The sequence below is a fragment of the Pseudomonas amygdali genome (genome assembly GCF_002699855.1).
Classification (GTDB): Bacteria; Pseudomonadota; Gammaproteobacteria; order Pseudomonadales; family Pseudomonadaceae; genus Aquipseudomonas; species Aquipseudomonas amygdali.
In genome coordinates, this window is sequence record NZ_LKBW01000112.1 from 32,702 (window position 1) to 55,293 (window position 22,592).

Here is a 22,592-nt window from a genome sequence, read left to right on the forward strand (position 1 = left end):
CTTGAGACTCCCAGCTGTCGGCACTCATCTTGAGACTCCCAGCTATTACATAGTTTGAATAAGCAAATTGACGGAAAATCTTTCAAGCGCTGCACTGAGCGGTATCTCCCGAACGTGTGTTGCGACACCGTCGGAAAAGAGTCCTTTCCAGTCAGATCCAGAGTCGGCACACGGAAGCATAATCCGTGTGTCGCCCCAATTGGCAGCATTAATCAATGGAGTTTGCGCAGTACCCAATAGTTCACTGCTTGTGCGTGGGACTACGATGATAGCGCGCACTCCTTGTGTCTCCCGGGCAAAAGCCATCACGTGCCCGGCGTGGCTACCCTTTATTTCCAGAGGCTGATAACGCCCCTCGCTGAACAGCGTTGGGTGCTTGGCACGCAGGTTCAAAACCTTCGCAATCAGCGCCTGTTTGATGCGGCCATCCTGCCAGTTATCGAGCAGGTCGGAAGCGCTTGCATCTTCTGCCAGCGCTTTCTGTCGGGCTGCATAATCAACCGGTCGCCGGTTGTCCGGATCCACCAGGCTGAAATCCCAGAACTCGGTGCCCTGATACAAATCGGGAACACCGGGTACGGTCAAGCGTAGCAAGGTTTGCGCCAGACTGTTGAGTGCCCCGGCGGTCGCGATACGATTGGCCGTTGCACTCAGTGACTGGCGCAACGCCAGCGCTTCAGGAGCCAACAGCAAACGTTCAAGAAATTCGCGGCAAGCCGTTTCGTAAGGCTGATTCGGCGCGCTCCAGCTGCTTTGCAGCTTGGCTTCGCGCAGGGCTTTCTCTTGCCACTGCACCATGCGCTTCGCGTATTCCTGGTGAGCTTCTTCGCCCTCCAGGCTCAGCGGCCAGCTGCCCAGCAAGGCCTGATAAAGCATCAGCTCGTCACCCGCACTGATGGCCGGTTCTTCGCCTTTCAGGGGCACTGCCAGCTGTCTCCAGCGTTCTACCTGTTCGGCGTACCACGGCGCACATTCACTCAGGACCGCAAGGCGTGTACGTGTGTCCTCGCCACGCTTGTGATCGTGCGTTGCAGTGGTCAGCAAGTTGTCAGGGAATTTTTCCAGACGCTCCAGGCAGACCTGATGGAAGTCTTCCACCGGCGCACTGAAATGCTGCGGATGAAAGCCTACATCGTTGCGCGACAACAGCACTGCAGAGCGATAGAACGAGGTGTCCTCAACCGACTTGGCGGCAACCGGGGAGGTCAGTTGCTGGAACCGTACACACGCATTCTTGTACAGCTTGCGCAACGGTCCGCGTGGCAGTTTGCGCCACGCTTCGCCACCCAGCCAGCGTGCCAGATAATCCAGCACTGGCCAGTCGCCTTCGTTCAAAGTGGTGCGAGCGCCTTCCATTGCCTGCTGGAAATACTTGTCGTCCTGCGCCGAGCGGCCGCATACCGAGATATAGGTGCGATAAATCGGAAAATTGACGATCAGCGCGAGCAGGGCACGGCGAATTGCACCCAGCGTGAGGTCACGGCTCATCAGGTCGCTGCGTGCAACTTGCAGCAACGACTGCGCGACGTTCTCGAAATCGCCCGCCAGTGTGCCGTGCAGGACCAGGTCCCGGGCCACCAGCACTTCTTGATCGAAGTCAGCGGTACGTTCTGTCAGTCGACTCCACAGCTCTCCAAGTGGCTCTTTGCCCTTGGGATCGTGTTGCAGCAGCGAGACCTGATTCATGAACTCGTAGCCAGTTGTACCGTCCACGCTCCAGTCTTCACGCAACGGCTCATCCGGCCCCAGTATTTTCTCGACGAAAATAGGCAGATGATCAATGCGCGCCTCGGCAGGACGCAGCTTGAGCAGGCTTTTTACCCGGCGATGCAGCTTGCGGCCGTAGCCGCGCGGGTTGGCCAGCCCATCGATATGATCGATCCGCAACCCGTCAACCAGGCCGTCGGCAATCAGCTGGAATATCTTGCCGTGGGTGGCTTCAAATACCTGCGGCCGTTCGACACGCAAACCACCTAGCTCGTTGATGTCGAAGAAGCGCCGCCAATTGATGTCATCACCGGCAGTATGCCAGCTGGCCAGACGATAGTGCTGACGTTCCAGCAACTGATGCAGACGCTGAAAGCCTTCCGGCTTGCTGGAGTCGAAGTGCGCAAGGATCTGCTCGATGCCTTTGAGCACCTGCGGATCTTTCGCCAGCTCGGCCAGCTCGGTTCTGGCCTGACGTGCACGTTCGTAGGCTTGCGGGTATTGAGCAAGCGCAGTGAAGCGCTGGCCCATTTCCTTCAATTGCGGGTGTTCGACTGCCTGAAGCAATGAATCATAGGTCAGCGGGCAGATCGGGAAATGATGCTGGTAGTGCTCGATAAAAAACATGCCGCGCTCGGCGTTGAAGCGCAGCGGGATTTCTCCGGCCTGCAGGACGGTGCCGTAATCGCTGCTCAGAAACGGCAGCAGCAACTGGCCTTCCAGCAACGGATCCGGCGAATTCCACTGAATGTCGAAGAACTCGGCATACGGGCTGCGCCGACCCCATTCGAGCAGGTCCAGCCACCAGGGATTGTCTGCACCACCGACGGCCATGTGGTTGGAGACGATGTCGAGGATCAGCCCCATGCCGTGTTCGCGCAAGGCCGATACCAGACGCAGCAGGGCAGGCTCGCCACCCAGTTCCGGGTTGATGACGGTCGGGTCGACGACGTCGTAACCATGCATTGAGCCAGCACGCGCCTTGAGCAGCGGCGAGGCATAGACATGGCTGATCCCCAGACTGGCGAAGTAGGGCACCAGCGGCACCGCATCGTCGAGCGTGAAATCTTTATGAAATTGTAAACGCTGGGTAGCGCGCAAAGGCTGTAATGGACGGGTCATTGGTCACGCTCCGCAGCTTGCAGCCGGGATTGGGAGAGCAATTCCAGTCGTCGAGCAGCATTCGGGTTATCAAGCAAGGAGGCCGCATCGCCGGGGAGGCGTCTGCGCCAGTTCGGGTGGCTGTCAATGGTGCCGGGCAGGTTGGCCTGCTCCTTGACGCCCAGCGCATCTTCCATCGGTAGCAGCACCAGTGGAGCGCGCGTGTGACCCAGATAGCGAATGCTCGCGTCGATGATCTGCTCAGGGTCTTCGCTTTCGGACGGCAGGCTGTCGACGTTCTGACTCAAGGTTCGGCACAGGCTTGCATATTCGCGCCCGCGTTCTTCACGCCATTGCGATTCATGTTGCTCGTCGATGTGACCCAGCTGGGCATTCCACTCGATATCCAGCTCGCTGAGCCAGCCTGCCAGTGTCGGCAAATCGTGGGTGCTGGTGGTGGCCAGTGCCTGGTCCGACCAGTCAAGGATGGGCTTGAACTGACCGTTGTTCTGTTCGAAGAGCAGCACACGCATGCCCAGAATCGCCCGAGCGCTGAGCTTGTCGCTGAGACCTTCAGGCACAGTTCCAAGGTCTTCACCGAGCACGATCGCCTTGTGCCGCCAGGATTCCAGACTCAGCAGGCGAAGCATGTCGTCCAACGGGAAATTCAGATACGCGCCTTCACTTGGAGGCGCCCCCTGAGGAATGACCCATAGCCGCTGCAAGCCCATAACATGGTCGATACGCAACCCGCCGGCATGGGCGAAGTTGGCCCGCAGCATCTCGATGAGCGCGCGAAAACCATTACGCTTGAGGCCGTCCGGTGAAAACGCGGAAATCCCCCAGCTCTGGCCGGCACGGTTGAGAATGTCAGGTGGTGCGCCAACAGTCAGAGCCGACAGCAACTCGTCCTGACGACTCCAGGCCTGACTTCCGGCACCATCGGCACCCACTGCCAGGTCGGCGATCAGGCCGATGCGCATGCCACTGCTGCGTGCGGCAGACTGCGCACGCTCCAGGCCGCGGGCGATGAGCCATTGAGCGAATGCATGAAAACTGATGTGCTCGCTGTGCGCTTCGGTAAATGCTGCGACGGCGTCACTACGAGGGTCTTTGAACTCTTCCGGCCATTCATGCCAATTGTTGCCGATATTCAACGTTTCGGATTCGGCACACAGCGCTTCGAAGCGGCAGTGGTTCTCCAGGGCCTCGCCACCGCTGTGGCGGAAGCTGTTGAAGTCTTCGTGCAAGGGGTGATCACCCGCACTGAACCCTTCGTACAGCTTGTGCAGCGCTTTCCACTTGGCTTGGGCAGCAGCAGGCCAGTCAATCAACTGCTGCGCTTCCAGTTGCTTCATTTCGTCGCCGACGCGCGCGTCTTCTATCGCCTGACGCCATGCATGTTCACCCAGAATGGCACCGGGCGACGCATACAGGCTATTTAGAAACAGTCGGCTGGACGGCGAATAAGGGCTGTAACGGTGTGGATCATTGGCGAACATTGCATGGATCGGGCTGATGCCCAGCGCATCGGCACCGCGCTCTCCGGCAGCGCGAACAACCTTCTCCAGTGCTTCCGTATCGCCAAAACCGCCATCGCCCTCGCGGCGCAGGCTGTAAAGCTGAGCAGTCAGACCCCAGCCATGTGGCTTCGGCGCATCGGTGGCCATTGCCATGCTGAAACAGGTTTTAGGGGCGACAGCGATGGTCAGATGTTGACCGGCAATCTCCAACTGTTGATAGCCGGGCGGTGCCAGCGCTGGAAGTTCGCCGGACGCGGTTAGCCTGGCGTCCAGCGATGAACCGTCTTCTAGGTGCAGCGTGAATGGCGTTTGCGGCGCAAACCACTCGGACAGATCCAGATTACTGTCCGCGTCGACCGTCAGCAGCGGCGGGGCGCTTTTGCCGTGGCTGGCGTTTTGCAGGCTTAACAGGCTGGCATCGATAGCCTCGCCGTTTTCGGCCGGATAGCCCAGTGCTTCCAGAACCTTGCGCAGTACATCAGGGCTGACAGTCTGCGGCCGAGCGTTGGCATCGACCCAATGCACCGATAGCCCTGCCTCGGTCGCAAGCCTCTCCAATTGCTCATTGTTCATCCTGTTCCTCCAGAACATCACTTGCTGTCAGGCTGACAATGGCCGTGTAAGGATTGAGGATGGCCTGCGGGGAAAGTTCGGACGATTTTGCGGCGCTGGAGAATATCTGCCGGGCATTTTTCTGCGCCGGGGCATCGACAGCCTGCTCGCTGAGGTTCAGGTCGATACGCAGCTCGCTGCCATCGCCCAGCACCCAGCGTGCACTGACTGCCTTGTCGCCGAGAATATCGGTTTTCAGGAAGCGTGCACCGGGCAGGCGTGGCACGATTTCCTTGTGCCGCAAAGCCAGCAACTGTGTATAAAAGTCGACCCAGCTGCGGTGATCCAAGCCTTTGTCGGTCTCCAGATCAACTGCCGAAAACGCCGGACGTGATGCCTCGAATGTCTTGATGTCGTTCGGGTCGGGAATGTGCTCGCGCTTTTCCGGATCGGCGAATGCGGCAAAGTCGGCGAACTCCTTGCGACGTCCTTCGCGCACCGCATCGGCCAGTTCGCCATGGTGGCTGGTGAAGAACAGAAACGGTTCGCTGGCCGCCCACTCATCGCCCATGAACATCAGCGGAATCATCGGCGAAAGCAGCAACAGGGCGGTAGCGGCCCTCAGCACAGCAGGCGTGCACAGCTGCGGCAAACGCTCACCGAGTGCGCGGTTGCCGATCTGGTCATGGTTCTGCAGGAACAATACAAAGGCAGTCGGCGCAAGGTGGCCGCTGGGCTCTCCTCGCGTGTGTCCATGCCGCGTCTGTTCGCCCTGATAGACAAACCCTTCGCTGAGCAGGCGCGCAAGCTTTTGCGTAGGCTGCTGAGCGAAGTCGGAATAATAGGCGTCGGTTTCACCGGTCAGCAGCACGTGCAAAGTGTTGTGCCCGTCGTCGTCCCATTGTGCATCGAAGCCTTTCTCCAGAAGACCGGCCTGGTTGAACTCGTTCTCAAGGTTCAGCCACACGTGCCTGCCCGGCTCGATCTGGCCGCGTACGCGAGTTGCGAATTCTGGCAGGAACGTTTTATCGCGAATGGCATGCACAGCGTCCATGCGCAAGCCGTCGATGCGGTATTCCAGCAGCCACATCAGCGCATTGTCGACGAAGAAGTCGCGCACCTGCGGGCGGCGAAAATCAATGGCATCGCCCCACGGGGTATGCAGATCGCTGCGGAAAAACTCCTTGGCGTAACTTCCCAGGTAGTTGCCGTCCGGGCCGAAGTGGTTGTACACCACGTCCAGTATCACCATCAGGCCAAGACCGTGAGCTGTATCGATCAGGTGCTTGAGCTCTTCCGGTGTGCCATAGGAAGATTGCGGGGCGTAGTGCAGAACGCCGTCGTAGCCCCAGTTGCGATCACCGGGAAACTGCGCAAGCGGCATCAGCTCGATCGCGGTAATGCCCATTTGCGCAAGGCGCGGCAGGTGTTTTTCCACGGCAGCATAGCCGCCCATCGCACCTACGTGCAGCTCATAGATCACCGCCTCATGCCACGGCCGACCTTGCCATGAGGTGTTTTGCCATGAATAGGCCAGAGGGTCCACTACGAAGCTTTGAGAATGGACATCGTCGACCTGCGCGCGGGAGGCGGGGTCAGGCACTTCCAGTTCATGGTCGATTTTGAAGCGGTATCGAGTGCCCGCTTCGCAGCGGGCCTCAAGGACGAACCAGCCTTCCGGCTGGGGCAGCATGGCCAGTGACTGAACACCCTGGCCATCCTGGAGTTCGACATTTACGTAGTTGGCATCCGGTGCCCAGAGGGCAAACCGGGTGTGTTCGGGGTCTAGCAAGACGGCGCCGTGGCGCCAGTTATCGTCTGTACGCAGTGGCATCCATTGATCCTTAAACTAGTAGTTGCTGGAAATGCTCACGTTTTTCTTCAACAGGTCGCGGTAGAGATCTGCGTAGGGCTCTACTGCCTGATGCCAGTTGAAGGGAGCAGCCATTGCACGGCAGCGCATGGCGTTGAGCAGCTCACGGTGGGCGAATACCTGAAACGTGCGGTTCAGGGCTTCGGTGTAGCTTTCGATGGTTGATTCTTTGAACAGGAAGCCGGTCACGCCGTCCTCGATTGTGTCCGCCAGGCCCCCGGTGTTGCGTGCGACAGGCAGGGAGCCGAAGCGTTGCGCGTACATCTGGCTCAGACCGCAGGGTTCATAGCGCGATGGCATCAACAGAAAATCGCTGCCGGCGAACATGCGTCGAGCGTCGGTTTCATTGAAGCCGATACGTACACCAATGCGCCCCGGGAAGCGTGCGGCCAGCTCGCGCATGGCATCTTCTTCCTCGGGCTCGCCGCGACCGATAATTGCGATTTGTCCGCCGTTGTTGACGATGTGCTCGGCAACCCCGATGGTCAGGTCCAGGCCTTTTTGATACACAAGGCGCGAAACCACTGCATACAAGGGCCCGGTCGAGGCATCCAGCTCAAACAGCTCACGCACATAGTCGGCGTTGATTTCCTTGCGCGTCCATTCGTTGGGCGCAAAGTGGCAGATCAGGTGTTCGTCGGTCGCTGCATCCCAGCTTTCGTCGATTCCGTTAGGGATGCCGCTGAGCTGACCCTTGTTAGCCTTGCTCTGCAGAAAACCTTCCAGGCCGCAACCAAACTCTGGCGTGGTGATTTCCCGAGCATAGGTGGCACTCACGGTCGTAATGTGGCTCGCGAAGGCCATGCCTGCCTTGATGAAGGACAGCTTGCCGTAGAACTCCATGCCTTCCGGGGTGATCGCTTCATCTGGAATGCCCAGTTCACGACTCGAAGCGGTACTCACGGTCCCCTGATAGGCCAGATTGTGGATAGTAAAGATGCTTGGCGTGGACTGCCCGCGCCAGCGCATGTAGGCAGGCGCCAAGCCGGCAGGCCAGTCATGGGCATGGACCAGCTCGGGGCACCATTGGCTTTTCACTTCGCCAGCCGCAAATTCGGCAGCCGCGAGCCCCAGACGGGCAAAACGAATATGGTTATCGGACCAGTCGCGGCCATCGCTGTCGGCGTAAGGCGTGCCTTCACGCTCGTAAAGCTCAGGGCAGATCAACACATAGATCACAAGGCCATCTTTCATGTCCATGCGACCCACCTTGCAAGGTGGCAGTGCAGCATGCCCGCCCAACTGGCTGATGATATGGATCGGGTTTCCGCTGTTGATGACCTGCGGATAACCTGGAATAAGAACCCGCACGTCATGCAGGTGGCGCATTGCTCGTGGCAATGCGGCGGATACGTCGCCCAGCCCACCGGTTTTCACCAGGTCGGCCAATTCCGAGGTCACGAACAACACTTTGCGTCTGCTGACCTGAGACATGGTCGGCGTAGGCTGAATTGTTGAGGTTGGTAATTGCAGCAAAGGAACGCTCTTGGTAGAGAAGACTGGCAGATGAGTCAGCTCGCCGACAGGCTGGTTAAAACTCTCTCCCTTCTGGATTTTGACAGCGGCGCTAATCATCGATTTTTCCCCTTAAAACAGTCTTGGTGCATCACTTGATTTTTATTGGCCATTTCCTATGGCCGGGTACACATACGTGCACTACGCAAGATCAATACCCGTTTGGACCATGCGTAGTGACAAAGCCGCGTGATGTCGCCATTACCGGATGTCAGCCAATAGCATAGATGCTCCATTCACCTGACCGGGGCGTTTTGGAGAAGTTTCGACTTTTTTCTGCGCGAATGTCTGGCAAGGGCTTTGAAGCCGCGCTTGTTGGCACGCTGCAAGGGCCAGCCCGGCAGTCGTTGCGCTTTTTTATGGGTTAAATTCGAGTCCCGAGGGCGCATGACCGGTCGTCGGATCGTTCGACAATCGAGGTCATGCGTTTCTTTTTTATCGAAAAAAACGGGTGAGTGGAGCCGCTCATGAGCCCGATCGGTGCGTCGCGCCTTTTCTGGGTGCGTCTGGCGGTCAATATGTGGGCGTGGCGAGAAAATTCCTACATCCGCGCTGGAACATTTTGCAGCGAGGCAGGATAGAATCGGGCTAGACGCTCTAGTCACAGAGCTGGCTTGAAATAACGTGCTGGCCTTAAAGAGTTACCCTTTGACTGATTTTACAGAATCACTTTTATTGAATTGACGAGGATGGAAATGGAAGCCCGCGAGGTATTGGTACTGCAAGCGAGTTACACGAATCCCGTGCACGCTGATGCAATTGGATTTGTGCTGAACGAATATTCGATGGATGTCATGGGCACAGGTCGGCCGCTGTCGAGCGATGCGCGTCAGCAGTTGGCTATCGAGCTGGCCAAACGTCCCTACGCTTTCAGTGTGTTGGCGTTCATTTCCGGAGAGCCGGTAGGGCTGGTCAATTGCTTTGAGGGTTTTTCAACCTTTGCCTGTCGTCCGCTGGTCAATATTCACGACGTTGCGGTCGTCGCTCAATACCGCGGCATGGGCATCAGCCAGAAAATGTTGCTCAAGGTGGAAGAGATTGCACGCCAGCGAGGTTGCTGCAAACTGACACTTGAGGTTCTGGAGGGCAATGAGGTAGCTCAAGGTGCCTACAGGAAGCTCGGTTTCGACAATTACCAGTTGAGCGCTGAAATGGGGCGTGCCATGTTCTGGCAGAAGGCGCTATAAAGTACGCAGCAGGTTTGTGTGCAGCCGTGTCGGGTATAAGGGAAAAATGTTCAGCAGAATCGGACAGGGAAGGGGCGCAGACTGGCAGACTGTAAGAGCAGATCAGGTGGGCAAGCCAGAATATCGGGCTTGCCCTGAAGCGTTTTAAGGGGTGATGCAATGGCAGTCAGGCTTGAAGCATCTTGCCGGGTGCAGACAAGTGGGGTTGCTGCAGCATCGAGCTCAAATGAGCGACCTTTTTCTGCAACTGCTCGCGCTCTTCTTTCAATGCACGCAATTCGTCGCGGCGGATCGTGACATACAGGGTTTGTGGTGCAAGTGCTGGTAGTACAGTGCCCATTGCTCACCTCGCAAATGGCGGATTCAACCTCAGAAAGGTCCGTGGCAATGACTTTCAATCCATGAGCGCCGCTGCTTACCCTCTCTATCGGCACTGATTTTGATTTCTTTTGCATGATTTTGGAACTTTTTTATTTTTAATTGTCGCGAATGTTTATTAATCGCGACAAAATGCACCACAGGAGGGCGTAGACGCCTTCATCTTCTCGCAAGGGAACCGACGTTCCGCCTCGCTTGACTAACCAGCATGCTCGCAACCTGTCGATGAGCTGGACAGCAAGTGCGGCACCTTTTTTACGATTTAAGGAGCACCTTCATGCAACTTGGGATTATTGGACTGGGCCGCATGGGCGGCAACATCGCACGCCGCTTGATGTTGAACGGCCACACGACTGTTGTGTATGACCGCGATGAGGCATCACGCAACGCCCTGGCCAATGACGGTTCGGTTGCAGTCGCAGGCCTGAAGGAAATGGTCGATGCGCTCGACAAGCCACGCGCCATCTGGGTAATGCTCCCGGCAGGTGCGCCGACCGAAGAGACCATTCAGACCCTCAGCCAGTTGCTTGACGCCGATGATGTGATCATCGACGGCGGTAATACCTTCTACAAGGATGACATTCGGCGAGCTCAGGAGCTCACCGAAAAAGGCTTGCACTACGTCGATGTCGGCACGTCAGGCGGGGTCTGGGGGCTTGAGCGCGGCTATTGCATGATGATTGGAGGCGAGGCTGCTGTTGTCGAGCGCCTGGATCCGCTGTTTGCAACGCTGGCACCAGGTCTTGGCTCGATCGAGCGCACCAAAGGCCGTACCTCGACCGACGATCGCGCCGAACGTGGCTATATCCATTCCGGCCCAGCGGGTTCCGGTCATTTCGTGAAGATGATCCATAACGGTATCGAGTACGGAATGATGCAGGCCTTCGCTGAGGGTTTCGATCTTCTCAAGCAGAAAAACTCCGAGCATTTGCCGGCTGAGCAGCGGTTTGATCTGAACACGGCTGATATCGCCGAGGTCTGGCGTCGTGGCAGTGTGGTGTCTTCCTGGCTGCTGGACCTTACCGCTGATGCCCTGGCGACAGACCCGCAACTGGATGCGTTTTCCGGTTCGGTTGCCGACAGTGGCGAAGGGCGCTGGACCATCGAAGCCGCCATCGAGCAGGCGGTTCCGGTTCCTGTACTGTCCAGTGCGTTGTTTGCGCGCTTCCGCTCACGTCAGGCGAGTTCCTACGCAGATAAAATGCTGTCGGCCATGCGCTTCGGATTTGGTGGCCACAAGGAACCCAAGTAATGGGCCTGTCGCGCGGCAGCGCCGAGCAAAAAGCCGAAGTTGCGCCCCCCACGACCCTGTTTCTGTTTGGTGCCCATGGAGATCTGGTCAAGCGCCTGCTGATGCCGGCACTCTATAACCTGTCACGCGACGGTCTGGTGGATGAAGGGCTGCACATCGTTGGCGTCGATCACAATGCGATCAGCGATGCCGACTTTGCGAAAAAGCTCGAGAACTTCATTCGCGACGAAGCCGCCGGCAAGGTTGCCGGTGGCGGCAAGGATCCACTCGATCCTGCGCTGTGGAGCAAGCTGGCCGGGCGCATCAGTTATGTGCAGGGTGATTTCCTCGACGACTCCACCTATCAGGACATCGCCAGCAAGATCGAGAGCACCGGCACCGCGAACGCGGTGTTTTATCTGGCCACCGCACCCCGGTTTTTCAGCGAAGTAGCCAAGCGGCTGGGCTCGTCAGGTTTGTTGCAGGAAAACGGCGACGGGTTTCGCCGGGTAGTGATCGAGAAACCGTTCGGTTCCGATCTGGCCAGTGCGGTCGAGCTCAATGGCTGCCTGCTCAAGGTCATGAGCGAGAAGCAGATCTACCGCATCGACCACTACCTGGGCAAGGAAACGGTACAGAATATTCTGGTCAGCCGTTTCTCCAATGGCCTGTTCGAATCGTTCTGGAACAACCACTACATCGACCACGTACAGATCACGGCGGCGGAGACCGTAGGCGTCGAAACCCGTGGCAGTTTTTACGAACACACCGGCGCATTGCGTGACATGGTGCCCAATCACCTGTTCCAGTTGCTGGCTATGGTTGCCATGGAGCCGCCGGCCGCTTTCGGTGCCGATGCCGTTCGCGGCGAGAAGGCCAAGGTGGTTGGAGCGATCCGGCCCTGGAGTCAGGAGGAAGCTCTGGCAAACTCGGTGCGTGGCCAGTATGCGAAAGGCGCGATGGGTGACAAGGAGGTTGTCGGTTATCGTCAGGAGGATCGCGTGGAGCCCGACAGCACGACCGAAACCTATGTCGCGCTCAAGGTCATGGTCGACAATTGGCGTTGGGTCGGGGTGCCGTTCTATCTGCGCACCGGCAAGCGCATGAGTGCTCGCAGCACGGAAATCGCCATCTGCTTCAAGCCCGCGCCGTATGCGCAATTTCGCGACACCGAAGTCGACCGCCTCAAGCCCAACTACCTGAGGATTCAGATCCAGCCCAACGAAGGCATGTGGTTCGATCTGTTTGCCAAGCGTCCTGGCCCGGAACTGAAAATGGAAGATATCGCGCTGGGCTTCGCCTACAAGGATTTCTTCGAGATGCAGCCCTCCACAGGTTACGAAACCCTTATTTATGACTGCCTGACCGGTGATCAGACGCTCTTCCAGCGGGCCGACAACATCGAGAACGGCTGGCGTGCCGTGCAGCCGTTCCTCGACGCCTGGGCCGCGCAGCCGCAAGTGCAGCTTTACGAAGCTGGCAAGGATGGCCCGCAAGCAGGTGAGGAGCTGCTGAGCCGTGATGGCCGCGAATGGAGAGAATTGAATGTCTGAACTGCCCGTACAGTTCCTGTTGTCCGACATCGACGGCACGTTACTGCGCCGTGATCACAGCCTTAGCCAGGCCAATATCGACTCCATCAAGCGCCTGCGTGATGCTGGCGTTCACTTCTCGCTGGCCAGCAGTCGCCCGCCCAGGGCCATGCGTCAGGTGATCGAAGCGCTGGGTGTGGATTTGCCCACCGTGGCATTCAATGGCGGCACCATCACTCATCCCGATGGCAGCCTGCTGGTGGCTCATCGCATTGACCCCAAAGCGGTCAGGATGTGTCTTGAGCTGTTCACCGGCCAGAACGTTGCGATCTGGGTGTTTGCCGACGATCAATGGCTGTTGCTCGATCCTCACGCCGATTACGTCGATCATGAGCTCGACGCGCTGGGGTACCGCTATGTTCAGGTCGAGAGTTTCGAGCCATACCTTGATCGCGTCGACAAGATCGTTGCGGCCAGCGCTGATTTTGAGCTGCTGAAGACTCTGGAAGCTCGCATCAACCCGCAGATCGAAGGATTGGCCCTGGCTGCGCGTTCGCAAAAATACTACCTCGACGTGACTGCGCTGGAGGCCAACAAGGGCTCCGCGCTGGTTACATTGGCGAAGTATCTGGGAGTCGATCTTTCTCGCACGGCGGCCATTGGCGACGGTGGTAACGACGTGGCGATGTTCCACAAGGCTGGCTTGTCGATTGCGATGGGGCAGGGCGAGCAGACAGTCAAGGGACAGGCTGATCATGTTACAGATAGCAATGAGCAGGACGGCGTTGCTGTCGCCATCGAGCGTTACATTCTTCCAGCTTGATCGAGCGGTTTGCGCATGCGGACGAATCATCATCACGACGGGCATTTCTGAATGGCTGCACTGATCGAAGACTATGCATTGCTGGGCAACTGTCAGACAGCGGCGCTCGTCGCCCGTGATGGTTCGCTGGACTGGTTGTGTTTCCCCCGTTTCGACTCGACTGCCTGTTTCGCCGCGTTGCTGGGTAACGACGATCAGGGCCGCTGGAAGATTGCGCCGACTGCAGAGGTCATGGCTGTCGAGCGCCGTTACCCCGACGGCACCCTGATTCTTGAAACTGTTTTCGAAACCCGTGACGGTCGCGCCATGCTGATCGATTTCATGCCCATGAAGACGACTGGTCATGTGGTGCGCATCGTGGTCGGGCTGTCCGGGCGTGTCGAGTTCGGCGTGGACCTCGCCATTCGCTTCGATTACGGCAGCAGTGTGCCTTGGGTCGAGCGCAAGGATGAGCATACGCTGACTGCCGTGGCCGGGCCGGAAATGCTGGTGCTGCGCAGCCCTGTGGCCTTGCACCCGCAGGATCATCACACCGCCAGCCGCTTTCATGTCGATGAGGGCGAGCGCAAGGTCTTCACGCTGGCCTATCAGGCATCCTTTGCACCCTTGCTCGAGCAGATCGATGCCGACCAGGCACTGGAGAGCACCGCTGCCTACTGGCGTGAGTTTTCTGATCGCTGCCCTGACGTCGGGCCGTGGACGGCTCAGGTAAAGCGCTCGCTGATCACTCTCAAAGCCATGACCACGCTCCTACCGGTGGCATTGTTGCCGCCGTGACCACTTCATTGCCCGAGCAGTTGGGTGGCGAGCGCAATTGGGACTATCGCTATTGCTGGCTGCGCGACGCCACCATGACATTGCTGGCGTTCATGAATCTGGGCTATTTCGAGGAGGCGACCGCCTGGCGAGACTGGCTGCTGCGCTCGGTTGCCGGCAACCCGGAACAGATACAGATCATGTACGGCGTAGGCGGTGAGCGACGTTTGCAGGAGTACGAGCTGCCGTGGCTGAGTGGCTACGAGAACTCGCTGCCGGTGCGTGTCGGCAACGGCGCAGCGACTCAGGTGCAACTGGACGTTTATGGCGAGGTTGCCGATGCCATGATCCAGGCGCTGAGAGGCGGCATGCCGCAGCATCCGCGCAGTGTGGCGATCTCCAAGGTGGTCATGCCCTATCTGGAAAAGATCTGGCACCTGCCGGATGCGGGCATCTGGGAGATTCGTTCAGAACCACGTCACTTTACCCATTCAAAAGTCATGGCCTGGGTGGCCTTCGACCGAAACGCCACTCAGATCGCCAAGGCTGCCGAAAACGATGAGGATCATGCGTTGGCGAGCCACTACCGGCGTGTGGCAGACGAAATCCATGCTGATGTCTGTCGCAACGGTTTCGATGCTGATCTTGGCAGTTTCGTGCAGACGTATGGCTCCAAAGAGGTCGACGCCAGTCTGCTGCAAATTGTGTTGACCGGTTTTCTTGCGCCGGAAGATCCTCGTGTCACCGGCACTGTCGCGCAAATAGAGCGCACGCTGATGCAGGATGGCCTGTTGCTGCGTTACGACAACGAGCGCAGTGTTGATGGTGTCGCCGGCCGCGAAGGGACGTTTCTGGTGTGTTCGTTCTGGCTGGCTGACGCGTACGTGCTGCTGGGTCGGGCTGATGACGCTGCACGGCTGTTCGAGAGGCTGTGTGATCTGTGCAACGACGTCGGCCTGCTGGCGGAGCAATATGATCCGAAAGATGGCCGCATGCTGGGCAATTTCCCTCAGGCGTTCAGTCACATCGGCATTATCAACACCGCATTGAATCTGCATCGAGCGGTGTGTCCCGCACTGGCTCGCACATCGAGCGAGCTTGAAGGCGCATGATCAGTCGTCGCGGCCAGCCTTGCGAAACGTCAGGTTGATCCGCTGTTCGCCGAGCAGAGGGTGCTCGGCCTGTTTGACGGGCAGGATGCCATGGAAGCGCAATCGGTCCTCGCCGCCCCAGACCACCACGTCGCCATGAAACAGTGAGATCCGTTGGGTCTTGTCGCTGCGCAGCATGCCGCCGAACTGAAAAATGGCCGGTATACCCAGCGATACCGATACCACTGGCCAGCGGTGGTCGTGTTCGTTTCTGTCCTGATGCAGAGACATCTTCGCCCCAGGGATGTAACGATTGATCAGGCAGGCGACAGGCACGAACCCGGCATAACCTGCTGCGAGCGCGGCGTCCTGAGCCAGTTGCATGAAGGCATCCGGCATCGCCGGCCAGGCCTGCCCTGTTTGTGGGTCGGTTGCGGTGTATCGATAACCATGACGGTCGGTTATCCAGCCCAGTTGTCCGCAACTGCTCAGCGCTGCAGACATGCTCAAGCCACTGGGGGTCTGCATGTGTCGGAACGGGGAGAGGCCCAGTGTCGCCTCAAGAGAGTCCAGCAGTTGTGGCATGACAGGCAGCGCAAAGCCTCTGAGCAGCCATGACCCAGGCCCGATCAGCTCATTGCTTGCAGGCTGGGCCGTCTGGTCGGCAAACAGATCCAGGTTGGCGGGCGTGTCACCTTTGCGTTGCATGGTCGGGTCGAGCTCCTGCGGGTATCAGAGCGCCTTGCTGACCTTCACGTCGGTGATCTGATCGTCGCTCTGGCCGTGCATTTTTTTCAAGGCGGCTTCGGCTTCTTCGGTTGAGGCCGATTGCAGTTGGGCGAACTCGAAGCGGCGTTCGCCATTGAGCTTGTAGCTGACAGCAAATTTGGTGGTGCGCGGGGCTGGATTGTTCACGGTGACTCCTTGCATCATCCCAGGCGTGAGGTCGAGCGCCGGACGATCTTGATCTTGTGGGTGAAAGGCGGTTTGCGGCCTGCATTGGTATCTATCTTGCGGCCTGCGGTATCGATGGTGATGTTCCAGAAACCGGTGCTCGGCGCGGCGATCTTGGCCGGAAACGTGTCAAATGCACCGCCATGATAGGTGTGTCGACCGCCATTTTTGAAGCTGCGAAAATTCGCATCGTTCATCAGACGAATATTGTAGGTTTGCGAGCACTCGATAACGACCAGGTCGTCCTCGTTGAGATGCTCACGCTGGTGTACGAATTTCATGACGGGCTCCGAATGAGGGTTTTTCTGAAAAATCAAAACGATAGCATGTGATGCCCGCAATTTGACGTCGGTGGACACTAATTTGCCGTGTTTCTGGCAAATATTGCCTCAGTAGGGATTTAATTGCGCGCGAGCTTGTCGTAGCACCTTTATTTGGAGGCTTTGTATGAAACTGGCTGTAGTAGTCCTGGCTCTGGCAATGACTGGCTGTGCCACAGTAAATGACATCGAACATACACCCCCCACCATGAACGTGATGTCGGGCAAGAACCCCAAGGAGTATGCCGATTGCTTCGTCGGCAAGATCGCCAGCAGTCGCAAGCCGCCGCTTATCGAGCCTCGCCATGATGGCCTGCGGGTAATTGTGGCGCAAAAGCTCAGCAAATCGCCTGCGGCGGTCGTCGATGTCGAGAGCCGCTCGGGTGGCAGTACGATCAAGGTCTATGAACGACTTTCCAACGTGCCGATCCGCTTCAGGGATGTTCAGAACGCTGCCGAAGCGTGCATTTCAGGCTGATCGCTCTGGCGGGTTCAACCGGCCCTGTCCGCTTCGGACAGGGCGGCAGGCTTGATTATTTGCACACTACAAGCACGCTGCGGCTCTTGTAGTTGCCTACGTCCACACCCAGTGTTTTCTCGCTTTCCGCAGGCTGCGGAGTGCCGTCCGTACCGACAATTTCATAACCTGTACCCGCGCAGGAAGCGTCCGCTTTTTCGTAGCAGCTGGCCCAGGACATCGCCTCGCCGGAGCAGTCGATGCTCAAGCCCTGTCTGCCGTTTTTCAGGTAAGTGTTGGAGGCGGTTGCGCAGCCGGTCAGGCCCAGCGCAACAATAATGGACAGTAGGGAAAGGATTCTGATCATGTTTTTCGCTTCAAGATAAGGTCAGAGAATTGACAAATGCGGACGTTGGACTGGTAACAAGTGCCATCGTTCCGCCATGTTTTTCATCATAGATAGCTCGATAAATAGCTCGTCGTTTGCTGGCCAGTGTTGCAGCTCTCTGGGAGCAGAGCATAAATGCTTCGGTCGTCGAAAGAGCGTGCACAAGGCTGTTACGCCGGGCTTTGGCGGTGACTTGAGCGTGGTCCAGTCTGCAATTGGCTGTAGGCAATATCCAGGAAGTGCGGAACTATCTGCCTGAGGATTCCTCTATCATGGCATCGTACGGCCAAAGGCGGGGCATTGTAAGGTGACCGCCTCCTGATTAGACTGCGCCGTTAACACCAACAGCCCTTACGAAGGACTTTTATGATCAAGAAATGCTTGTTCCCAGCAGCCGGTTACGGCACTCGCTTCCTGCCAGCGACCAAGGCCATGCCCAAGGAAATGCTGCCGGTGGTCAACAAGCCACTGATCCAATACGGTGTTGAGGAAGCCCTCGCGGCAGGCCTGACCGAAATTTCCATCGTGACCGGTCGTGGCAAGCGTGCTCTTGAAGATCACTTTGATATCAGCTACGAGCTTGAGCATCAGATCAAGGGCACGGACAAGGAAAAGTACCTGGTTGGTATTCGCAAACTGATCGACGAGTGCAGCTTCTCCTACACTCGCCAGACTGAAATGAAAGGTCTGGGTCATGCCATTCTCAGCGGTCGTCCGCTGATTGGTAATGAAGCATTCGCCGTGGTTCTGGCGGATGACCTGTGCGTAAATCCTGATGGTGATGGCGTGCTGGCGCAGATGGTCAAACTGCATAAGCATTATGGCTGCTCGATCATTGCCATTCAGGAAGTCGATCCGCAGGAAACCAACAAGTATGGCGTGATCGCCGGTGAAGAAATCAAGCCGGGCCTGTTTCGCGTGACCAACATGGTTGAAAAACCGAAGCCTGAAGATGCGCCTTCCAACCTGGCGATCATCGGCCGCTACATCCTGACTCCGGACATTTTCGAGAAGATCGAACAGACTGAGCCAGGCAAGGGTGGGGAGATCCAGATCACCGACGCCCTGATGAAGCAGGCTGCAGAAGGCAACGTACTGGCCTACAAGTTCAAGGGCGAGCGCTTTGACTGCGGTGGCGCTGAAGGCTACATCCAGGCTACCAACTTCTGCTTTGAACACTTTTACAAAACCGGCAAAGCGCATTGATTTTCGATTGATGACGCTCGGGACAAGGCCACCTTCGGGTGGCTTTGTCATTTCTGACTGGCCGCCAAGCGGTTATGCTGTGCCTCTGCCAAGGAGATATCGATGGCCTTTGATTTTGATCTGTTTGTAATTGGCGCCGGCTCCGGCGGCGTCAGGGCGGCACGTTTTGCTGCCGGTTTCGGTGCCAAGGTTGCCGTGGCCGAGAGCCGCTATCTGGGTGGAACCTGCGTCAACGTGGGTTGCGTGCCCAAAAAGCTGTTGGTCTACGGAGCGCATTTTTCCGAAGATTTCGATCATGCCAAAGGGTTCGGCTGGTCGCTGGGTGAGGCCAGTTTTGACTGGTCCACACTGATCGCCAACAAGGATCGCGAAATCAATCGCCTCAATGGCATCTACCGCAAACTGCTGGTCGACAGCGGCGTTACCCTGCTCGAAGGCCACGCCAGGCTGGTCGGCCCGCAGCGAGTCGAGATCAACGGCCAGTCCTACAGCGCCGAGCGCATTCTGATCGCAACCGGCGGCTGGCCACAGGTGCCTGATGTGCCAGGACGCGAGCATGCCATTACGTCCAATGAGGCGTTTTACCTCAAGACGTTGCCAAAGCGAGTTGTGGTCGTAGGGGGTGGTTACATTGCCGTGGAATTTGCCTCGATCTTCAATGGATTGGGTGCAGATACCACGCTGGTCTATCGTCGCGAGCTGTTTTTGCGCGGTTTCGATGGCGGGGTCCGTACTCATCTTCATGAGGAACTGCTCAAGCGTCACATGACGATTCGCTTCAATAGCGATATCGAGCGTATCGACAAGCAGGCCGACGGCAGCCTGCTATTGTCCATGAAAGGCGGCGGCACACTCGAGACCGATTGCGTGTTCTACGCAACTGGCCGTCGGCCGATGCTCGACAACCTCGGGCTGGACAGTGTCGACATCAAGCTCGATGAGCATGGCTATATCAAGGTCGATGAGCATTATCAGAGCAGCGAGCCTTCCATTCTGGCCATCGGCGATGTCATCGGTGGCGTGCAACTGACTCCGGTTGCGCTGGCTGAGGGCATGGCCGTCGCACGTCGGCTGTTCAAGCCGGAGCAGTATCGCCCGGTAGACTACAATCACATTCCGACGGCGGTTTTCAGTCTGCCGAACATCGGTACAGTCGGGCTGACTGAAGAGGACGCGATCAAGGCTGGTCACGATGTGCAGGTGTTCGAAAGCCGTTTTCGGCCTATGAAGCTGACCCTGACTGACGATCAGGAACGCACCTTGATGAAACTGGTTGTGGATGCGAAAACCGACCGCGTACTGGGCTGCCATATGGTAGGGCCGGATGCGGGCGAAATCGTCCAGAGTCTGGCAATTGCCATCAAGGCTGGCGCGACCAAACAGGTGTTCGATGACTCTATCGGCGTACACCCGACTGCTGCAGAAGAGTTTGTAACCATGCGCACGCCTGCCAAACGCTAACGTCAGGCAGCGCAATACCCGGAGGTCAGGAAGAGCTCCGGGACAAGGCTTGAAAAGGACGGAACCCGACGTGAACAGAGAAAAATCATCGGCCGGAATGCGCCTGCATCTGGCCGGGCAGGATTGTGAAATCGCGCAGCACATTGATGCATTGCGGGAAAGCGAGCATCAGTTCAGAACCCTGGCTGACAACATGAGTCAGCTGGCCTGGACTGCAAGTCCTCGCGGGCAGGCCCATTGGTATAACGAGCGCTGGTACGCATACACCGGGACGTCGCTCGAGGCGATGAAGGCTCTGGGCTGGCGTTCGTTACTGCATCCCGAGCATCGCGAGCGTGTGCTGGCGCGTTTGCAGTACTGCTTTTCGACGGGCTCTATCTGGGAAGATACCTTTCCACTGCGCGGCAAGGACGGTGTCTTCAACTGGTTTCTGTCGCGTGCACTGCCCATGCGCGACGCGCAGGGCCACATCACCCACTGGCTGGGCACTCATACCGACATTACGGCTCAGGTCAGCGCTGAAGAGGCGCTGCGCGTACTCAATGAAAGTCTGGAGTTGCGCGTTGCCGAGCGCACTCGCGAGCTGGCAACTGCCAATGAATTGTTGCAGGCCGAGATCGTCGAGCGAGCAATGGCTGAAGAGGTCTTGCGCCATGCGCAAAAAATGGACGCAATTGGCCAGTTGACGGGCGGCATCGTCCACGACTTCAACAATGTGCTTTCCGGCGTGATGGGTGCTCTGGACATGATCAGGCTCCGTGTGGCGGCAGGCCGGGTGGAGGAAGTTGATCGTTATCTGGATGCTGCGACCAGTTCCGCAAATCGTGCGGCTGCGTTGACCCGGAGGCTGCTGACATTTGCTCGTCGTCAGTCGCTGAATGTCACGACAGTGGATATCAATCATATGGTCCGGTCTATGGAAGAGCTGCTGCGAGGTACGGTCGGCGCTCGCGCACAATTGCACATCGAGCTGGAGGAGGGGTTGAATTGCGTGCATACGGATGAGCATCAACTGGAAAATGCCTTGTTGAATCTGGTGATCAACGCGCGTGACGCTGTTGCGGTCGGAGGGGCGCTCCGGGTGCGCAGCCAGCTGTTAACGCTTGCCGCTCAGAAAGACGGGCTGGCACCTGGCGATTACGTAAGGCTCAGCGTAGAAGATAACGGCTGTGGAATGGCTCAAGACGTCATCGATCGGGCGTTCGACCCGTTTTTCACCACCAAGCCCGTAGGACGGGGAACGGGGTTGGGTTTGTCCATGGTCTACGGTTTCATCAAGCAGGCGGGCGGGCATGTGCAGATAAAAAGCCATGAAGGTCAGGGCACTCATGTCCACCTGCTCTTGCCTTGCGCAGTAACGGCTGTCTGAGCGTTGCTTGTCATGCCTTGTCTTTTGGCTTTTTTCCATTGGTCGTGGGTTTGTCGGGCTGGCTGAGGCCGTTCTGCAGGTTTTCCAGTGCTGCTTCCTTCTTGGTCAGCAGCAGTTCCAGCATCCGGTTCTGCTGCCGAACCTCTGTCATGGCTTGTTTGAGCGTGGAGCTCTCTTCCTGCAGGCTGCCTAACCGTTCTTCCAGCAGAGCGCATTGGGTGCGGGCGTGATGCTGTTGTTCTGCCAGGGCGGCAGCCTGAGTAGTGGCCTGGTTCAGCAGGTCTTTTCGTTCGTGCAGCTCACGCAGTGTGCTGCGGTTTTCAGCCAGTAATCTCTCGTTGTCACGGTTCAGCTGTGTGATGTCTTCCTGGCGCATGGCGATGCCTTGCTGTGCCTGTCGAAGCTCCATTTGCAGTTGCTGAACCTGACCTTCGTGGCGTTGCTGTTCCTGCTCGCGCTGCTCTCTGATCGAGTCGCGATAGTGTTCCAGCGCTTCACGGGCGTGCTGATGTTTTTCCTCAAGCGAGTGGATCTGACCGTCCTTGTCGTGCAGGCGCGACTCCAGGTCCCGGTTGGCCTGAAGCAGTCTGGCGTGCTCGGTCTGTTCGGTTTGCAGGGCATTTTGCGTGCGAAGCAGGGCGGCAGCCTGCTGTTCCAGAGCTTCGTGACGTTGCTGCGCGTGTTCCTGCAGTTCGCTGATCTGTTGTTGAGTCGTCGCCAATTGTTGCTGCAGGGTGGCGCGATCAGCCTGATACGTGTCGCAGGCCTGATCAATGCGTTCCTGAGCCTGTTCCTGAAGACGCTGGGCAAGATGAGCTACCAGACCGCTCAACTCCTCGTTGATGTCCGGCGCTGGCGTATGCGTGGCGTCCAGCTCTTTGAGGTACCGGTGAATCGTGGTTTTCGAGCCTGTATTACCCATTTCGATACGTACTGCATCAATGCTGGGGTTTTCACCTCTGGACAGCAGGGAGACCCTTGCTTTCTGCACCAGCGCCTTGTTTACGCCGCCCCGAGCCATGTGTCCCCCTACGATTTCGTACTGTGGTATGTACTCTGTAATTACATACTATATTATTAGGAATAATTTGCCATTTTTTGAATTAATTAACCCGGGATATTGGCGTATTATCCCTTGTCAGGCGTTGTCAGTTCTTTTTTCGGCGCT

Annotated in this window: 18 protein-coding genes and 1 pseudogene; 9 read left to right on the forward strand and 10 right to left on the reverse strand. The window is 57.6% G+C overall.

From position 1 onward, the window contains the following. Positions 1-45 precede the first annotated feature (45 nt). From AO277_RS10075 to glgA, 4 genes are read right to left on the reverse strand one after another with little or no spacing between them, the layout of a single operon-like run. On the reverse strand, positions 46-2,829 hold the full coding sequence (locus tag AO277_RS10075) for a malto-oligosyltrehalose synthase (RefSeq protein WP_044317407.1): 2,784 nt from the start codon (positions 2,827-2,829) through the stop codon (positions 46-48). Continuing rightward, positions 2,826-4,904 carry a 4-alpha-glucanotransferase gene (gene malQ, locus AO277_RS10080; RefSeq protein WP_044317406.1) on the reverse strand — a complete coding sequence of 693 codons (2,079 nt, stop codon included), beginning with the start codon at positions 4,902-4,904 and terminating at the stop codon, positions 2,826-2,828. Before malQ ends, AO277_RS10075 begins: the two co-directional genes overlap by 4 nt. Further along, positions 4,894-6,717 (reverse strand): malto-oligosyltrehalose trehalohydrolase, encoded by a 1,824-nt coding sequence (gene treZ / locus AO277_RS10085; protein ID WP_044317405.1) that lies wholly within the window; start codon positions 6,715-6,717, stop codon positions 4,894-4,896. The genes malQ and treZ overlap by 11 nt, the downstream gene beginning before the upstream one ends. A gap of 15 nt (positions 6,718-6,732) precedes the next feature. Then, complete coding sequence (glgA, locus tag AO277_RS10090) at positions 6,733-8,331, reverse strand: glycogen synthase GlgA (RefSeq protein ID WP_044317404.1); 1,599 nt, start codon at positions 8,329-8,331, stop codon at positions 6,733-6,735. A gap of 635 nt (positions 8,332-8,966) precedes the next feature. Between glgA and AO277_RS10095 the strand changes: the two genes are divergently transcribed. Then, positions 8,967-9,458 carry a GNAT family N-acetyltransferase gene (locus AO277_RS10095; RefSeq protein WP_044317416.1) on the forward strand — a complete coding sequence of 164 codons (492 nt, stop codon included), beginning with the start codon at positions 8,967-8,969 and terminating at the stop codon, positions 9,456-9,458. Positions 9,459-9,624: 166 nt separating this feature from the next. On the opposite strand, the gene AO277_RS10100 is transcribed toward AO277_RS10095, so the two are convergent. Next, positions 9,625-9,798 (reverse strand): DUF6026 family protein, encoded by a 174-nt coding sequence (locus AO277_RS10100; RefSeq protein WP_002553283.1) that lies wholly within the window; start codon positions 9,796-9,798, stop codon positions 9,625-9,627. A 315-nt stretch (positions 9,799-10,113) separates the two neighbouring features. Here AO277_RS10100 and gnd point away from each other — a divergent pair, with 315 nt between their 5' ends. The 4 genes and pseudogenes from gnd to AO277_RS10120 all read left to right on the forward strand — a co-directional run bounded on the left by gnd (position 10,114) and on the right by AO277_RS10120 (position 15,290). Further along, entirely contained in the window at positions 10,114-11,088 is a 975-nt protein-coding gene (gnd, locus tag AO277_RS10105; protein WP_004664947.1) for a phosphogluconate dehydrogenase (NAD(+)-dependent, decarboxylating), read from the forward strand. Continuing rightward, entirely contained in the window at positions 11,088-12,620 is a 1,533-nt protein-coding gene (zwf, locus tag AO277_RS10110) for a glucose-6-phosphate dehydrogenase (protein WP_044317403.1), read from the forward strand. The genes gnd and zwf overlap by 1 nt, the downstream gene beginning before the upstream one ends. Further along, positions 12,613-13,422, forward strand: a complete 810-nt coding sequence (locus AO277_RS10115) for a Cof-type HAD-IIB family hydrolase (RefSeq protein ID WP_002553286.1) — start codon at positions 12,613-12,615, stop codon at positions 13,420-13,422. The genes zwf and AO277_RS10115 overlap by 8 nt, the downstream gene beginning before the upstream one ends. Before the next feature lie 51 nt (positions 13,423-13,473). Continuing rightward, a pseudogene (locus AO277_RS10120) lies at positions 13,474-15,290 on the forward strand (glycoside hydrolase family 15 protein). Here the strand turns inward: AO277_RS10120 and alkB are convergent. Genes alkB through AO277_RS10135 form a run of 3 tightly spaced genes read right to left on the reverse strand, consistent with a single transcriptional unit; the run spans position 15,291 to position 16,504 of the window. After that, on the reverse strand, positions 15,291-15,977 hold the full coding sequence (alkB, locus tag AO277_RS10125; RefSeq protein ID WP_044317402.1) for a DNA oxidative demethylase AlkB: 687 nt from the start codon (positions 15,975-15,977) through the stop codon (positions 15,291-15,293). Positions 15,978-16,001: 24 nt separating this feature from the next. After that, a complete protein-coding gene (locus tag AO277_RS10130; RefSeq protein WP_080393744.1) occupies positions 16,002-16,184 on the reverse strand; it encodes a hypothetical protein in 183 nt (60 codons plus the stop codon). A gap of 14 nt (positions 16,185-16,198) precedes the next feature. Then, on the reverse strand, positions 16,199-16,504 hold the full coding sequence (locus AO277_RS10135; RefSeq protein ID WP_044317415.1) for a DUF1883 domain-containing protein: 306 nt from the start codon (positions 16,502-16,504) through the stop codon (positions 16,199-16,201). Positions 16,505-16,670: 166 nt separating this feature from the next. Here AO277_RS10135 and AO277_RS10140 point away from each other — a divergent pair, with 166 nt between their 5' ends. Then, entirely contained in the window at positions 16,671-17,021 is a 351-nt protein-coding gene (locus AO277_RS10140) for a hypothetical protein (RefSeq protein ID WP_002553291.1), read from the forward strand. 55 nt (positions 17,022-17,076) lie between these two features. On the opposite strand, the gene AO277_RS10145 is transcribed toward AO277_RS10140, so the two are convergent. Further along, the gene (locus tag AO277_RS10145; RefSeq protein WP_029240846.1) at positions 17,077-17,358 is read right to left on the reverse strand and encodes a hypothetical protein; all 282 of its coding nucleotides are present in this window, start codon (positions 17,356-17,358) and stop codon (positions 17,077-17,079) included. 396 nt (positions 17,359-17,754) lie between these two features. Here AO277_RS10145 and galU point away from each other — a divergent pair, with 396 nt between their 5' ends. The 3 genes from galU to AO277_RS10160 all read left to right on the forward strand — a co-directional run bounded on the left by galU (position 17,755) and on the right by AO277_RS10160 (position 21,424). Beyond that, a complete protein-coding gene (gene galU / locus AO277_RS10150) occupies positions 17,755-18,594 on the forward strand; it encodes a UTP--glucose-1-phosphate uridylyltransferase GalU (protein ID WP_002553293.1) in 840 nt (279 codons plus the stop codon). Positions 18,595-18,696: 102 nt separating this feature from the next. Further along, positions 18,697-20,055: a glutathione-disulfide reductase gene (gene gorA, locus AO277_RS10155; RefSeq protein ID WP_044317400.1), complete on the forward strand. Its 1,359-nt coding sequence runs from the start codon at positions 18,697-18,699 to the stop codon at positions 20,053-20,055. Between the two features lie 97 nt (positions 20,056-20,152). Then, positions 20,153-21,424, forward strand: a complete 1,272-nt coding sequence (locus tag AO277_RS10160) for a hybrid sensor histidine kinase/response regulator (RefSeq protein WP_044317399.1) — start codon at positions 20,153-20,155, stop codon at positions 21,422-21,424. A 10-nt stretch (positions 21,425-21,434) separates the two neighbouring features. Here AO277_RS10160 and AO277_RS10165 read toward each other — a convergent pair whose 3' ends face one another. Further along, on the reverse strand, positions 21,435-22,445 hold the full coding sequence (locus tag AO277_RS10165) for a DNA-binding protein (RefSeq protein WP_044317398.1): 1,011 nt from the start codon (positions 22,443-22,445) through the stop codon (positions 21,435-21,437). Between the last annotated feature and the right edge of the window lie 147 nt (positions 22,446-22,592).

Bases quoted from the DNA above. Each gene is read 5' to 3' on its own strand.
- AO277_RS10075 (WP_044317407.1), bottom strand. From the start codon at position 2,829: ATGACCCGTCCATTACAGCCTTTGCGCGCTACCCAGCGTTTACAATTT.
- gnd (WP_004664947.1), top strand. From the start codon at position 10,114: ATGCAACTTGGGATTATTGGACTGGGCCGCATGGGCGGCAACATCGCA.
- AO277_RS10160 (WP_044317399.1), top strand. From the start codon at position 20,153: ATGCGCCTGCATCTGGCCGGGCAGGATTGTGAAATCGCGCAGCACATT.
- alkB (WP_044317402.1), bottom strand. From the start codon at position 15,977: ATGCAACGCAAAGGTGACACGCCCGCCAACCTGGATCTGTTTGCCGAC.
- glgA (WP_044317404.1), bottom strand. From the start codon at position 8,331: ATGATTAGCGCCGCTGTCAAAATCCAGAAGGGAGAGAGTTTTAACCAG.
- AO277_RS10115 (WP_002553286.1), top strand. From the start codon at position 12,613: ATGTCTGAACTGCCCGTACAGTTCCTGTTGTCCGACATCGACGGCACG.
- AO277_RS10100 (WP_002553283.1), bottom strand. From the start codon at position 9,798: ATGGGCACTGTACTACCAGCACTTGCACCACAAACCCTGTATGTCACG.
- AO277_RS10165 (WP_044317398.1), bottom strand. From the start codon at position 22,445: ATGGCTCGGGGCGGCGTAAACAAGGCGCTGGTGCAGAAAGCAAGGGTC.
- AO277_RS10095 (WP_044317416.1), top strand. From the start codon at position 8,967: ATGGAAGCCCGCGAGGTATTGGTACTGCAAGCGAGTTACACGAATCCC.
- galU (WP_002553293.1), top strand. From the start codon at position 17,755: ATGATCAAGAAATGCTTGTTCCCAGCAGCCGGTTACGGCACTCGCTTC.
- AO277_RS10140 (WP_002553291.1), top strand. From the start codon at position 16,671: ATGAAACTGGCTGTAGTAGTCCTGGCTCTGGCAATGACTGGCTGTGCC.
- malQ (WP_044317406.1), bottom strand. From the start codon at position 4,904: ATGAACAATGAGCAATTGGAGAGGCTTGCGACCGAGGCAGGGCTATCG.
- treZ (WP_044317405.1), bottom strand. From the start codon at position 6,717: ATGCCACTGCGTACAGACGATAACTGGCGCCACGGCGCCGTCTTGCTA.
- AO277_RS10135 (WP_044317415.1), bottom strand. From the start codon at position 16,504: ATGAAATTCGTACACCAGCGTGAGCATCTCAACGAGGACGACCTGGTC.
- zwf (WP_044317403.1), top strand. From the start codon at position 11,088: ATGGGCCTGTCGCGCGGCAGCGCCGAGCAAAAAGCCGAAGTTGCGCCC.
- gorA (WP_044317400.1), top strand. From the start codon at position 18,697: ATGGCCTTTGATTTTGATCTGTTTGTAATTGGCGCCGGCTCCGGCGGC.